We start from the raw sequence: 13,353 nt of genomic DNA, 5'->3' as shown, positions 1-13,353 counted from the left end.
AGCCATATATTAAAAAGCTTTTCTTCTTACAATAACCTCAACCAACACTAGCTATGCAACAAAGCCATTCAGGTATTGATCCTAAAGTTGTTAATTTAATAAAATTTTACGCAAAATATTATAAATCGCTTACTGATCAAGATATTGAAGACATAGAACAAGACCTCTTCTGTGAGTTTCTTTCATGCATAGATCAGTATGATAAAACTAAGGGCAGTCTTTCAACCTTTGCTAAGCAAGTTGTTAAAAATCGTATTAATAATCTAGTCCGTAAACACTCACGTACTACTCCTAAGCTTGAAAATAATGTGCAACAAGAAAGTTACTGCTTTGAAGATGAAACGATACTACGTATTGATGTTGAGCAAATTATTTCAAAATTACCAAAGAAGTGGCAAGTTTTATGTGAACAACTTAAACATCACAGCATTGCTGAAGTTGCAGACATGAACAATATGTCACGGACTACTTTGTACAACATTTTCAAGAAAATGCGATCTAAATTTGCACCTGTTTACGGAAAAAAGCATAAGAAAAATTGAACAGTTTTTTGAAATTTGGTGAATTTATATATAAGTGCATATAGGTAAAAACATGAAAATAATAAACAGCGAAGAAAGAGCAAAAATAGTCACAGGTGTGAAGATAGTAATCTTTGGCCCTTATGGAATTGGTAAAACTAGCTTACTCAAAACTCTCGATGAATCAACAACACTTTGCCTTGATTTTGAAGCAGGACTTCTAGCTGTACAAGACTGGAAAGGAGATTCAATCAATATGCGCACTTGGAATGAGGCCAGAGACATTGCTTGTCTTATTGGTGGTCCTAATCCTGCATGGCTTTGTTGCATAGCTAGTGTTGGTTGAGGTTATTGTAAGAAGAAAAGCTTTTTAATATATGGCTACTAACGAATTTTGTTGTAAAATAGGCATTTTTCAAACAAGTACAACTTATGCCACAAAAAATGAGAGTAAGTAACCAAAGAGAATATAACGAGTTTCTCAAAAAAAGAGGAAATGTTTTTCATTTTGTTAATCAAGCCATAGAAAATTGGTATGAAAATAGTCCAAAAGTTGCAGGTGGCAATAACACTTATAGTGATAAAGTTGTAATTTTAATACACATAATAGTTCATCTTTTTAGAATTGGCTTGAGACAAGCTGTAGGTTTTGTAAAAGGTTATATGGTACAAATAGGCAAAAAACTTAAGATTATCAGCTATACACAAGCTTCCAGAAGATTTAAAAAGCTTAATTTGAAGATTGATGACCATAGAAGCAATAAAGATGATCTGGAAAATGTTGAAATTGCCGTAGATAGCACTAGAGTTAGTATCTACAATAATAACGGTGGGCATAGTAAGCTTAATATTCGAAAAAGAAAATACAGTGGTTATGGTCAAGTAAGAAAATTACATGTTGTTTTAAACATAAATGATAAGAAAGCAATAAGCATGAACTACACTAGTGGTGTTGCTGTAGACTATTTGCCGGTCTGCGATATGTTAGAAGAAGTCAGTGATAAATATAACATTTGTTCTATTCGAGCAGATGCGGCTTATGATATAAAAAGTGTGTATAAAGAATGCAGAAAATACAATATTGTGCCTATTATTCGCCCTAGGAAGGATACTAAAATTTGTTTAGCTGACTACTTATCAGAAAGAAACAAGTATATTAGTAGAATTAGGTCATATGAGAATTATGAAGATGGTATTAATGAATGGAAGAAAAAAGTTAAGTATGGAGCACGGTCTTATATTGAAGTCTTTTTCTATAGGTTGAAGCAAATATTTGGGTTTGGCTTGAAAAATAAATCAGAGGTAAATCGTGAAAAAGAGCTGTTAATTAAGTGCTACTTATTGAACAAATTTACTGATATAGGTATGGCTGAATTTAAATTAGCTGCGTAAATTCACTGTGATTTACATGCCTATCAGTGCTATGCAACAAAGCCATCCTGCATTAAGGTCTGATCAAGCGTATAGTCAAAAACACTATGAGCATGTCTGTAGCAAGCACAAAGATCTTCTTTCTAAAGTTTCTAAATACCGATGCATCTTTGTGGATAGTATAACCGTTGCCTCACGTTTATGTCTATTATGGGCAAGAATGCAACCTGAAGCTTTTTCAGATAGATCAGGGAGAGAAGATAAAAGAGCTGCTTATGGTACACTTGCTCAAGAGATGATGGCTTGGCTCAATCAATTTCAACACATCAGAGATAAAGACATTATCATAGTTGGCACATTAGGTCAATATCTTGATGACTGCAATCGTCCAACTTGGTTACCTCAATGTGAAGGGGCTAAAACTGCTAGTGAAATTCCAGGTATTGTTGATGAAGTAATTAGTATGGTTGGAATCAAGAAAGATGATGGCACAGAGAAACGTTCATTTGTCTGTCAGACTATTAACTCTTGGGGATATCCAGCTAAAGACCGCAGTGGCTGCCTGAATATGGTTGAAGAACCGCATCTGGGTAAATTACTTGCGAAAATTAAAGCCAAAACTTTGGCTCCTATTGCTTAATTAAAAATTGGAGAATAATTATTATGGAACAAAGCTTTTTCAATATCGGTCAAAAAGTTCCCTTTTTCAGTGTGAAAGAATATTTGGATGATCAATCACCGATACCAGAAGATATAATCTCACCAAGGATTCTGACAAAAAGAGGTCTATTAGTACTGGGTGGCCCTCCTAAAATTGGCAAAAGCGATTTTCTAATTTCATGGCTCGTCCACATGGCTGCTGGTAGATCATTTCTCGGTATGACACCAAATAAACCTTTGAAAATTTTCTACATGCAAACTGAAATTGAATATGAATATATGAAAGAACGGTTGCAACAACTTCAACTGAATAAAGAGCTTTTGGACATAGCTGCCAATAACTTAATTATCACGCCAAGAGTGCAATTATCATTTAGCAGTGAAGAAATAGATGAAATCAAAAATGTTGTCAAAGAGCGTTTTAAACCTGATATTATTGCGATTGACCCTCTTCGTAACATTTTTAACTCAAGTGAATATGGCAATGAAAACGACAATAGCGCTATGTTATTCTTCTTGCAAAAAACACTTGAAAGACTGAGAAATGTTATCAATCCAGATTGGCTTTGTTGCATAGCTAGTGTTGGTTGAGGTTATTGTAAGAAGAAAAGCTTTTTAATATATGGCTACTAACGAATTTTGTTGTAAAATAGGCATTTTTCAAACAAGTACAACTTATGCCACAAAAAATGAGAGTAAGTAACCAAAGAGAATATAACGAGTTTCTCAAAAAAAGAGGAAATGTTTTTCATTTTGTTAATCAAGCCATAGAAAATTGGTATGAAAATAGTCCAAAAGTTGCAGGTGGCAATAACACTTATAGTGATAAAGTTGTAATTTTAATACACATAATAGTTCATCTTTTTAGAATTGGCTTGAGACAAGCTGTAGGTTTTGTAAAAGGTTATATGGTACAAATAGGCAAAAAACTTAAGATTATCAGCTATACACAAGCTTCCAGAAGATTTAAAAAGCTTAATTTGAAGATTGATGACCATAGAAGCAATAAAGATGATCTGGAAAATGTTGAAATTGCCGTAGATAGCACTAGAGTTAGTATCTACAATAATAACGGTGGGCATAGTAAGCTTAATATTCGAAAAAGAAAATACAGTGGTTATGGTCAAGTAAGAAAATTACATGTTGTTTTAAACATAAATGATAAGAAAGCAATAAGCATGAACTACACTAGTGGTGTTGCTGTAGACTATTTGCCGGTCTGCGATATGTTAGAAGAAGTCAGTGATAAATATAACATTTGTTCTATTCGAGCAGATGCGGCTTATGATATAAAAAGTGTGTATAAAGAATGCAGAAAATACAATATTGTGCCTATTATTCGCCCTAGGAAGGATACTAAAATTTGTTTAGCTGACTACTTATCAGAAAGAAACAAGTATATTAGTAGAATTAGGTCATATGAGAATTATGAAGATGGTATTAATGAATGGAAGAAAAAAGTTAAGTATGGAGCACGGTCTTATATTGAAGTCTTTTTCTATAGGTTGAAGCAAATATTTGGGTTTGGCTTGAAAAATAAATCAGAGGTAAATCGTGAAAAAGAGCTGTTAATTAAGTGCTACTTATTGAACAAATTTACTGATATAGGTATGGCTGAATTTAAATTAGCTGCGTAAATTCACTGTGATTTACATGCCTATCAGTGCTATGCAACAAAGCCATCCAGATTCAGGCATAATACTCACCCACCATACAAAAAAACTATCCAAAAAAATGTTAGAAGAAGATCCATTTCAGGGTTTAAGCGGTGCTGGATCTTTAAGAGGATTCTACAGTACTGGCATGGTGATGTTTTCTCATGATGAAGAAAGCACTACCCGTCAAATAGTATTTGAGCTTCGTAATGGTGAACGTGTACCAAACAAACTTGTCGATAAGATAAATGGCAATTGGCAACTCGTAGACCAATGGAGTTGATTCTTTTTTTACTTAATTTATAGGAGACAATATGCTAGCAGATTTTTTAACTGATTTTAATAACGCAAAACTGCAAAGCAGTTTAATACCGAAAGGTACAATAGTCAAGGTAAAAATGGCAATAAAGCCTGGAGGTTATGAGAATTGGTTCACGAAAAGCTACACTACTGGTAGCATCTATTTAAACGCTGAATTTACTGTCACTGAAGGTCCATATGCAAAACGTAAGATTTATCAAGTAATTGGTATTAAAAGTGGCAAAGCAAGCGTTGAAGGAGAAGATACTTGGGGAGAAATGGGTCGTTCTATGCTTAGAAGTATTTTAGAGTCAGCACGGAACATTCATTCAAATGACACTTCAGAAAAAGCAGTTATTGCTAGAAAAGTCAACTCTATAGCTGATTTTAATGGGTTAGAGTTTACTGCAAAAGTTGGTATTGAGGCTGATCGATATGGAGAGAAAAACAAGATTGCTACGGTTATTACTCAAGAGCAACATCAAAATACTGAGCGTGATTGGATACCTTTCTAAAGCTGCTGTGTTTATTTGAAACAATTTTTATAGATGAATAAATCCCAAAAAACACTATTGATTTAAAGAATGTCTGTCTTATTTATCGCCTGGTATTAGTGATATGAATGCTGAACAACAGGTTTCTAAAGATAAAAACGGGGATATAGCTGAATTTTTGAGTTCAATTATAAGTGACATAAACCTTGTTAAAGAATTACTTACTAAACATAAAGGAACCATACGCTGGAAGAGAGAATATGATACTGTTTTACAGTTAATTAATGAGGAAGCGAGTAAGGGACGCTTTTTTACTAAAACCCAATTTTGCTATTTTTTTGAATGGTCTTAAGAGTCATCATTCTATTCTTAGATATATTAATGCCTTAGTTACTGAAGGTTATATAAAATTTCGTGAAAAAGAAGTACCAAGAAATAACAGACGCGTTAAAGTTATGTTACCATTAGACTGTTTTTAGCAATAGGGCTAGCTAGCACTTAAGTTAATGGTAGATGGATTAAGCCGATAGCCTGACCAGTTACACGCTTGTATCACATCATCGCGTTTTATATTTAGTCCCAAGGTGCTAGCTAGCTTTTCTGCTATTGTTTTTTGCATTCTGTTAAGAGGTCTGCGTACTTGCTGTTCTGGGTCTTCAATACCTAAACTATCTGCTATTTGAATGATACTAAGAAATTTATATTCTTTAACTGCTTCCAAGTCACGCAAAAATTGTTTAAGTAATACTCTAAAGATGCGGATGCTCGAAATTGCTTGTTTGCCTATAATTTCAATGTCATTAACATAAATAGTATTATCTTCAACTTTTAATCGCAGTATCTTTTTTTCTGGAAGAGTTGTTTCTTGCAGTGGAACATAAGGGAATGCTTGAAAAGAAACATTAGGTAATAGCTCTGGTACTCCTTTTTCAACTGCTTCGCTTAGTATTTGATTTAGAGTTTGATGTTTACAAATTAAATCAGCCATGGAAACAGTGTATAGGCTTAACAATATTTTTAAGTCTGCCTTTCCAAAAGTTATAAGAACAGCAACATTAGTTCTTAACCTATCTACAGTTAAATATGACTTATCAGTACATAAAGTTGGTATAATAACGCTTACTATTTTACTTTTAAAGCTTATATGATATATCCCATTTGCCGCCTTTTCCCATATGAGCCCTATTAATAGTTTTTCAAACCAACTTATAATTTTTTCCGTATTAAGTTTAATTGAAAGCACAAGATAACGCTGTTTTTTATAAGTATCAGGAAAAATATCACGACCACAATCCTCGCAAGCTAGATCATCACACTCTTCATCAAAATCATGAGAAATGATAACCTCGTTTTTGCAATAAGGATTTTGTATATTTGGAAAATCAAGATCTAAATCATTAGCGCAAATAACGAAGTAATGCTTCTCAAGTTTAACAAAATCAATCTGGTTGAGATACTCTGCAGCATCTATATAGTTCTCATCAGGATCTACCCAGGACCTATTTACTAACATAGTATCAATATCTTGAGAGTGTTTTCGACAAAACGGTAATTCCATAGCTATCTCTAATTAAAGACTTAAAATCATCTCGTTCTTTTCTATTGAGAACATATTCTGAGTAATCAATTTCTATATAATTTGCGTATTGCGTGTCTGTCTGAAAGGATAAAGTAACTTTTTTACTTTTGAACAATACTTTGATATGCTGAACAAGCGAAACATCATGCAGTACACTACCAACCGAAGGCTCTATCTTCTGCAACCACTCTTCAATATTATCCGTGTTTAACGTAAGATTAGTTTTAGATTTAGATGGACCAAATTTCAATTCAAATAGGCGAATATCAGGTACATGTTGTTTTACACAGTCATTCAAAAAAGTACTCACTTGTGCTGTTGTATTTTGGTGGCGCATGTTAGTAAATGAACATTCTCGTTGAAAATAACAGCTTACTATTTTATTTGCTATTTTTAATCCTTGATCAAAACTTTGAATAGATAGATTTACTTGGTTAGCATTTAAAGCAAAGTCAATAATAATTCTACTAGGTTTATAACCGTGTATTACCTTATTTGAACTCATTACCAAATCTTCATCTTTACTAGCACGTCGTATAAATAAGTAAATACTATTTTGGTAGTAAAAGAGTTCTTGAAACTGACTTTCAAAACTATCATTTTCGAATAGATCATGCTGTTTTAATATTTCCTGTATCGTACTTTTTGATAAAAAATCCTTAAATGAAGTGGACTTTTGTCTTGGAGGATTTTTTAATACGAAAGGTAAAAAACCTTTTTTCTGCACTTGATTAAAGCAGAAAATTTGTTTCAGTAAGTTATGATTAATTATAAAGAGAGTAAACAACAAGGACTTTTTGTCATATTTGTTATTTTGCAACAGAAATGATTTCAGAAGATCTTGGCTTAATACAGACTGTGCTACTTCAGCTATAGTTGTTTCTGATTTTGCACGACTAAAACGATTGACTAAGTAATAATCAAACAGAGATTCAGAAATTTTAATAAGCATCTTACGCTTTTGCTGAGTTGAAATATCATCGGATTTTTCGTAGTCTTTAAATAATTGCCTATTTTGCTTATTCTGAAAATAGTGGTTAAAAATCACACTTAATTGTCTACCAGAAAGAGAATTAAGCCAACTTTCACGTAAACTTGGATTTTGAAAGTCCTTAAGCAAAAAGGATACTGGCATTTCTAAATTATTTTCCCAAAATTCCTCACTAGCTATCATATATCTAAAAGTAAATATATTATGTCTAAAATAGATTAAAGATTAGTCAACAAAAATTTATTATGAAATAAAAGAAGAATTTTCCTAAAAAAACTGAACAGTTTTTGTAATTTTGGTGAATATATATACAGGAGTCAAATTTTCAAATGTCAATTCTTACACAGTCAGGAAGAGCAGCAATAGCAGCAAGCATAAAAGAGCAACCAATACATCTTGCTTGGGGCAGTGGTGATGCCAATTGGGAAAGTAGTCATCAAGTCGAAAAAGTTTTTGTTGAGGATGAAATAGCTCTAGATCACCATACTATTAAAGATGTAAGGGTTTTTACAGGACAAACAGTGTATCAATCCAGTATTGACTATATAGTTGAGAGCAGTAGTGGTATAATAAAACGTACGAAAAACAGCTCTATTGTAGAGAATAGTACAGTAACTATAGAATACATTCAAGACACACCACCAGAGTCCATTACATCTCAAAAACTGCTCAATGAGCTTGGCAGACGTACTGCAGATGAAGTGCTATTCTGCACAGGTGATGAAAACGGCGAACTTATAACTCCTTCTGGAAGGTTTAGGCCCTCAAATGTACCAACTAATAATCTTTTTCTCAAATTTACTTTCGATTTCACGGACGCAGCAAATCAAGTTATCAGGGAACTCGGGGTTATGGTTGGTACAAAGGTAAAGGAGAAAGCACCTCCTGGACAGAGATATTTTGAGCCAAAAGACGTGGAAAATCCTGGAATTTTGTTAGTTTTAGAACACACAGTACCACTGATCAGAACCGCAGCAACCCGGGAAACTTTTGCCTTTGTCGTTACATTCTGAAGAGGGGAAAAGAATGACTTTGAATAGCTATTATAATCGCTTTAATCCTGACAAAGAATACGAAAAAAGCTTATTTCTTGCAGGAAGAGGTCTACAGTCTGCAGAACTAAACGAGACTCAGGAATATGCTCTCTCTAAGCTTAAAGGTATAGGCGATGCAATATTTCGTGATGGCGATGTTATAACAAGAAGCAATTGTATTATAGATGGGGAAGCTGGTAAAGTTACACTTGAGTCAGGAAAAATCTATCTTCGTGGAGCAGTTAGAAAAGTAGAAGCAAAAGAGTTTGTTATTCCACTGAGTACCACAGTGCGTATCGGTGTTTATTATCTAGAATCTACGATTACAGAACTTGAGGACGAAAATCTTCGTGATCCTGCTGTTGGTACACGTAATTATCAAGAAGTAGGGGCAGCAAGGCTTAAAGTTTCCACCATTTGGGGATACCAAGTAGAAAGTGTTACTGTTAACTCTACAAATGGCGAATTTTACCCAATTTACAATATTGAAAATGGAGTATTGATAGAACATTCACCACCACCACAAGCAAATATAGTAACTACTGCTCTTGCTCGTTATGACAAAGAGGCAAATGGTTCCTACGTCGTAAATGGTCTTGAAGTAATGTTCCTGCAAAAGGAAGAGGGAGAAGGAGGAAAAAAAATATTTGTGATTAATGAGGGTAAAGCTCATGTTGATGGCTATGAGATTGAACTTCCTCACAGTATTCGTGTTTCTTTTGATGAAGATCCGGATATAAAATCAGTTGAATCAGAACCACATACTTTTCAGCCAAATAGCCAAAGAGTAATGGAACTTAAAGTTAATGATTTTCCAATAAGTGAAATCAAAAAAGTAGATATAACCGTTCAAAAAACCATTACCATTACTCATGGTTCATATTCAGGAGCTGTTGATCCAATACCTGACTCTGCGGTACTTGAGATTATTCAAATTAAACAAGGCAATGTTATTTATGAAAATAGTACAGACTATAAGTTAAATGCAGGAAACGTTGATTGGTCATTACCCAGCAAAGAACCAGCTCCTGGAAGTAGTTACCTAATAACCTATCGCTGTCGCACTCATGTAAGCCCTGAAGATATAAGTGAAGAGGGATGTAAAGTAAAAGGAGCAGTTGATAACAGTCTGGTTTTGATTGATTACACCTGGAAAATGCCCCGCTTTGATTTAATTACTATCGATAGCAAAGGAGTGGTAAGAAGAATAAAAGGAATTTCTCACCCTTGGCGACCATCAATGCCTAGAGCGCCTAGTGGACAACTTTTGCTCTGCTACATTCATCAGACGTGGAAAAAAGGCGAAGGGGTAAAAATAGTGAATAATGCTATTCATGCTGTACCGATGAATGAGCTTGAAGCAATGAAAAAAGGAATAAATGATCTTTATGCTCTTGTTGCACAGGAACGTTTACGCAGTGATGCAAATTCAAGAGAACCTACTACCAAAAAAGGAGTATTTGTTGATTCGTTTTTTGACGATGATATGCGTGATCAAGGAATTTCGCAGTCTGCAGCAATAGTAAATAGAGAGCTAGTTCTGCCAATAGATGTAGAAGTTGCAGATATTGAAAAAGGTGGGGAAAGATATCTTTTGCCTTATAAACTTGAACCGGTACTGGAGCAGCTTTTACAGACTAAAGGAGAAAAGATCAATCCATACCAAGCTTTTGATCCAGTCCCGGCACAAATTACTCTAAATAAAAACATTGACCACTGGACAGAGGTTATCACTCATTGGAAAAGTCCAGTAACTAGAGTATTTAATGTTAAAGAAACAACAGAATTGCTGTCAAGTACTTCATACGAAGCTGAATTTATGAGAGAAGCAGTACAAGATTTTGAAATTGAAGGTTTTGAGCTAGGTGAAAGGCTTAAAGAAGTAAAATTTGACGGCATCATTATCCAACCTATGTAAAAATAAAAAGAAAAAAAGTGGAAAATCAAGGACAAATAAGTGGAAAAATAAAAATCCCAGCAAATATTCCAGCAGGTACTAAATTAGTACAGTTTTACGGGGATAAAGGAAGCTATGGAGAAGCAACTTATACTGGTAAAAAAACTATTACCATAGAAGAGAGAAGAAGAGTTATCGCAGCAAGACGAGTTGATCCTTTAGCGCAAACATTTACTCTAAATGAAAGCAGACACATAGGAGGTCTAGACTTATGGTTTATAAATAAAGGCAAAAAACGTGTTGTTGTGCAGATTAGAGAAACGGCAGTAGGAATGCCCTCACAAACTGTCATTGCTGAAAGCTATATTGAGCCAAAAGATATAAAGATAGATGGCACGGCAACACGTATTACTTGGTCACCAGTGTTTTGCCATGCAGGAGAAGAGTATGCAATAGTTTTACTTACCGATGATTCAGAGACAACAGTCAAAATAGCAGAGCTTGGCAAGTATGATGCAGTAAATAGCCGTTGGGTAACAAGTCAACCATATCAAGTAGGAGTATTACTGTCATCTAGCAATGCAAGTACCTGGACACCGCATCAGAATTTAGATTTAACGTTTCGATTACTAGCTGCAAAATTTAGCGAAAGTTCTCACGTTATTGATCTGGGCAAAGTTACTGTAAATAATGTATCAGATTTAATTGTTTTGACGAACGTCGAAAAAGTAGCATTTGATACCAATGTAGAATTTATTCTGATAGATGAAGAGGGAAAAGAAAATTTTCTATCTGATAACTTGTCGCTCGCGCTGCGTGAAAGACTATCTGGAGAGTTAACAGTAAAGGCAAATTTAAAAGGGTCAAAAGAAAAAAGTCCAGTGCTATATCCTGGGTTACAGCTAGTTATGGGTAATATAGGGGAAAAAGGAGATTATGTTACAAGAAGCATTACAGCAGGAGCTAACACTAAAATTACCATAACATATGATGCGCTAATACCTGGCACTGCAGACGTAAAAGCATATGTGCAGAAAAGCGTCAAAGAATGGCAGCTAGTAAATTTAACCTCGGGAAAACCAATAGGGGAAAATTGGGTAGAGAGAACTCATGTGCTAACAAACTTTAATGGTAATGAGACAAGGATAAAATTAGTTTTAAGTGGAACAGTTGTCTATCGTCCTAAAGTCAAAAATCTACGAATCATTATCACTTAGCAGAATGTCAGATGATAAAACAAGCAGAGGGTATCCACTGCCTCATCCAGAGAATATTGCTGTGCAGGATGTTGTTCGTATCCGTACTACAATTAAGAAAATAGATGAAGATATCGCTAAAAGAGAGAATGAGCACAATAAGCTTAAAAAAGCATTTGAACGACTGAATTTTGAGACTTTTTTGAATTTTTGGAATGACCATTGCTAACGAAGCCATAGATGCATTGCATCAAAGAATTAAAGATTTAGCAGCAAATAGCACACCTGATCAATTAGCGTACCTTGCTAAATCATTAGAATCGATGATAGGTAAAAAAGCTATTTCTGATATTGCGCAAATGACTAAAGTAAAAGAAATAATTGATGCACTACAAGAAAGGCTTAGGGATTTAGCAGCAAATAGTACGCCAGATCAATTAGCATATCTTGCTAAAGCACTGGAATCAATAATCGACAAAAGTGCAGTTTCTGAAATTGTGCAGATGACTGATGGTAAGCTAAAAGAACTTCTTGATAGTGCAAAAAAACACTTAACTGATCTGGATAATAAAAAAGCTAGTTCTTTAGCAGTGATCTCTGAATCAGAGAAGCAGTTATTAAAGAGAATTGATGAAAAAGGGACAACAAATTTATCGCTACTTGATACGAGAAAGAATGCCAATATTGCAGCAATAAATAGCATTAGTAACAGTCATAAAGATGGTCTTAAGGGTTTAGTAGATAACTTTCGTGCTGTGAATGATGTGCCAAGTGGTTCGTCAATTATGAAAGAGATCAGGAGCAGAGAACCAACCAAGCTTAACTCCATAAATGATGTACCAAGTGGCTCATCAATCATGAAAGAAGTAAGAAAGCGTCACATGATTGAACCTGGAGCATTACCTTTCTTATTTGGTGTACTTGGCAGAAAAAATAATTATTTTGGCCACGGAACTTTTACGACAGAGCTTGGAAGGTGGAGTAGTGATATAACAAAAACCGACTATATGTTGCAATTACTAGCAGGTAGCCATACGTACAATACAGATTACGTTAGTTTTTATCGGCCAAGACAACTAAGTTTTATAGAGGGAAGTAAAGGAACATTTATTTACGGAGAGTTATGCACAAAAAGTTTTTCGGGTAGTTATGATGAGATATACTATTATCCGTATGCTGCACTTGGAGTAGTATTTGTAAAAAATACAACCAATGTGAACATAAATAAGACAATGGAATTTGTTGGATCATCGTATTCGAGTACGGAGTATGGGGGAGCAGGATTATTTGTGGGAACTCCTGATAACACTAATTCTAATAAATCAAGTATTTCAAAAATAGTATGGAAAAATGTTTACCAATACACGAGTTCTGATAGCAAGTTAGCCGGATCTGGTAATGTGGAGATTCCAGCAGGAAAAACAGTTGCAATATTACTTTACACATCATCTTATCTGTATTCCAGAACACAAGTTAGTCAAGGTATGCTTGCATCAAATTATGTACACAACTATGGTCAATTTATTCAGTGGGGGATTTATAACATACGTAGCAATGTTCTAACTACAGGACTTGAAGTAGATGTGGAGAGAACGCTAAAAGCTTGGCAATGTCCAGGATTAGAACGAACTAATCAAATATGGCAATGAGGAGGA

12 protein-coding genes and 4 pseudogenes are annotated in these 13,353 nt (G+C 34.5%); 14 read left to right on the top strand and 2 right to left on the bottom strand.

Going from position 1 to position 13,353, the window contains the following annotated elements; translation table 11 throughout:
• Positions 1-53 precede the first annotated feature (53 nt).
• The 9 genes and pseudogenes from AAGE00_RS04400 to AAGE00_RS04360 all read left to right on the top strand — a co-directional run bounded on the left by AAGE00_RS04400 (position 54) and on the right by AAGE00_RS04360 (position 5,353).
• Positions 54-542, top strand: a complete 489-nt coding sequence (locus tag AAGE00_RS04400) for a sigma-70 family RNA polymerase sigma factor (protein WP_341815173.1) — start codon at positions 54-56, stop codon at positions 540-542.
• Between the two features lie 52 nt (positions 543-594).
• Positions 595-837, top strand: a pseudogene (locus AAGE00_RS04395) (AAA family ATPase); the annotation flags it as partial.
• Between the two features lie 116 nt (positions 838-953).
• Complete coding sequence (locus tag AAGE00_RS04390; protein ID WP_341815149.1) at positions 954-1,913, top strand: IS5 family transposase; 960 nt, start codon at positions 954-956, stop codon at positions 1,911-1,913.
• Between the two features lie 43 nt (positions 1,914-1,956).
• Positions 1,957-2,532 (top strand): annotated as a pseudogene (locus AAGE00_RS04385) (AAA family ATPase); the annotation flags it as partial.
• 23 nt (positions 2,533-2,555) lie between these two features.
• Positions 2,556-3,113, top strand: a pseudogene (locus tag AAGE00_RS04380) (AAA family ATPase); the annotation flags it as partial.
• Between the two features lie 116 nt (positions 3,114-3,229).
• The gene (locus AAGE00_RS04375) at positions 3,230-4,189 is read left to right on the top strand and encodes an IS5 family transposase (RefSeq protein WP_341815149.1); all 960 of its coding nucleotides are present in this window, start codon (positions 3,230-3,232) and stop codon (positions 4,187-4,189) included.
• 43 nt (positions 4,190-4,232) lie between these two features.
• Positions 4,233-4,490 (top strand): annotated as a pseudogene (locus AAGE00_RS04370) (hypothetical protein); the annotation flags it as partial.
• A gap of 31 nt (positions 4,491-4,521) precedes the next feature.
• Positions 4,522-5,022 carry a hypothetical protein gene (locus AAGE00_RS04365; RefSeq protein WP_265024762.1) on the top strand — a complete coding sequence of 167 codons (501 nt, stop codon included), beginning with the start codon at positions 4,522-4,524 and terminating at the stop codon, positions 5,020-5,022.
• Between the two features lie 103 nt (positions 5,023-5,125).
• Positions 5,126-5,353 carry a hypothetical protein gene (locus AAGE00_RS04360; RefSeq protein WP_341814055.1) on the top strand — a complete coding sequence of 76 codons (228 nt, stop codon included), beginning with the start codon at positions 5,126-5,128 and terminating at the stop codon, positions 5,351-5,353.
• A 135-nt stretch (positions 5,354-5,488) separates the two neighbouring features.
• On the opposite strand, the gene AAGE00_RS04355 is transcribed toward AAGE00_RS04360, so the two are convergent.
• Together AAGE00_RS04355 and AAGE00_RS04350 are read right to left on the bottom strand one after the other, a co-directional pair.
• Positions 5,489-6,559 carry a hypothetical protein gene (locus tag AAGE00_RS04355; RefSeq protein ID WP_265024763.1) on the bottom strand — a complete coding sequence of 357 codons (1,071 nt, stop codon included), beginning with the start codon at positions 6,557-6,559 and terminating at the stop codon, positions 5,489-5,491.
• Positions 6,519-7,754 (bottom strand): hypothetical protein, encoded by a 1,236-nt coding sequence (locus AAGE00_RS04350; protein WP_265024764.1) that lies wholly within the window; start codon positions 7,752-7,754, stop codon positions 6,519-6,521. The genes AAGE00_RS04355 and AAGE00_RS04350 overlap by 41 nt, the downstream gene beginning before the upstream one ends.
• Before the next feature lie 146 nt (positions 7,755-7,900).
• Between AAGE00_RS04350 and AAGE00_RS04345 the strand changes: the two genes are divergently transcribed.
• From AAGE00_RS04345 to AAGE00_RS04325, 5 genes are read left to right on the top strand one after another with little or no spacing between them, the layout of a single operon-like run.
• Positions 7,901-8,584: a hypothetical protein gene (locus tag AAGE00_RS04345; protein WP_265024765.1), complete on the top strand. Its 684-nt coding sequence runs from the start codon at positions 7,901-7,903 to the stop codon at positions 8,582-8,584.
• Positions 8,585-8,597: 13 nt separating this feature from the next.
• A complete protein-coding gene (locus AAGE00_RS04340; protein ID WP_265024766.1) occupies positions 8,598-10,523 on the top strand; it encodes a DUF4815 domain-containing protein in 1,926 nt (641 codons plus the stop codon).
• A 17-nt stretch (positions 10,524-10,540) separates the two neighbouring features.
• Positions 10,541-11,719, top strand: coding sequence for a hypothetical protein (locus AAGE00_RS04335; RefSeq protein ID WP_265024767.1), 1,179 nt, complete (start codon positions 10,541-10,543; stop codon positions 11,717-11,719).
• 4 nt (positions 11,720-11,723) lie between these two features.
• Positions 11,724-11,927 carry a hypothetical protein gene (locus AAGE00_RS04330; protein WP_114516972.1) on the top strand — a complete coding sequence of 68 codons (204 nt, stop codon included), beginning with the start codon at positions 11,724-11,726 and terminating at the stop codon, positions 11,925-11,927.
• On the top strand, positions 11,914-13,347 hold the full coding sequence (locus tag AAGE00_RS04325) for a hypothetical protein (RefSeq protein WP_265024768.1): 1,434 nt from the start codon (positions 11,914-11,916) through the stop codon (positions 13,345-13,347). The genes AAGE00_RS04330 and AAGE00_RS04325 overlap by 14 nt, the downstream gene beginning before the upstream one ends.
• Positions 13,348-13,353: the final 6 nt, after the last annotated feature.

Source organism: Wolbachia endosymbiont (group B) of Aricia artaxerxes (assembly GCF_964026975.1).
Lineage (GTDB): Bacteria > Pseudomonadota > Alphaproteobacteria > Rickettsiales > Anaplasmataceae > Wolbachia.
This window is presented reverse-complemented; position numbering and strand designations above follow the sequence as displayed.

What these genes read in the sequence shown, in the direction of transcription:
- AAGE00_RS04345 (WP_265024765.1), top strand. Translation starts at nt 7,901, where the DNA reads ATGTCAATTCTTACACAGTCAGGAAGAGCAGCAATAGCAGCAAGCATA.
- AAGE00_RS04375 (WP_341815149.1), top strand. Translation starts at nt 3,230, where the DNA reads ATGCCACAAAAAATGAGAGTAAGTAACCAAAGAGAATATAACGAGTTT.
- AAGE00_RS04325 (WP_265024768.1), top strand. Translation starts at nt 11,914, where the DNA reads ATGACCATTGCTAACGAAGCCATAGATGCATTGCATCAAAGAATTAAA.
- AAGE00_RS04350 (WP_265024764.1), bottom strand. Translation starts at nt 7,754, where the DNA reads ATGATAGCTAGTGAGGAATTTTGGGAAAATAATTTAGAAATGCCAGTA.
- AAGE00_RS04400 (WP_341815173.1), top strand. Translation starts at nt 54, where the DNA reads ATGCAACAAAGCCATTCAGGTATTGATCCTAAAGTTGTTAATTTAATA.
- AAGE00_RS04340 (WP_265024766.1), top strand. Translation starts at nt 8,598, where the DNA reads ATGACTTTGAATAGCTATTATAATCGCTTTAATCCTGACAAAGAATAC.
- AAGE00_RS04390 (WP_341815149.1), top strand. Translation starts at nt 954, where the DNA reads ATGCCACAAAAAATGAGAGTAAGTAACCAAAGAGAATATAACGAGTTT.
- AAGE00_RS04365 (WP_265024762.1), top strand. Translation starts at nt 4,522, where the DNA reads ATGCTAGCAGATTTTTTAACTGATTTTAATAACGCAAAACTGCAAAGC.
- AAGE00_RS04355 (WP_265024763.1), bottom strand. Translation starts at nt 6,559, where the DNA reads ATGGAATTACCGTTTTGTCGAAAACACTCTCAAGATATTGATACTATG.
- AAGE00_RS04330 (WP_114516972.1), top strand. Translation starts at nt 11,724, where the DNA reads ATGTCAGATGATAAAACAAGCAGAGGGTATCCACTGCCTCATCCAGAG.
- AAGE00_RS04360 (WP_341814055.1), top strand. Translation starts at nt 5,126, where the DNA reads ATGAATGCTGAACAACAGGTTTCTAAAGATAAAAACGGGGATATAGCT.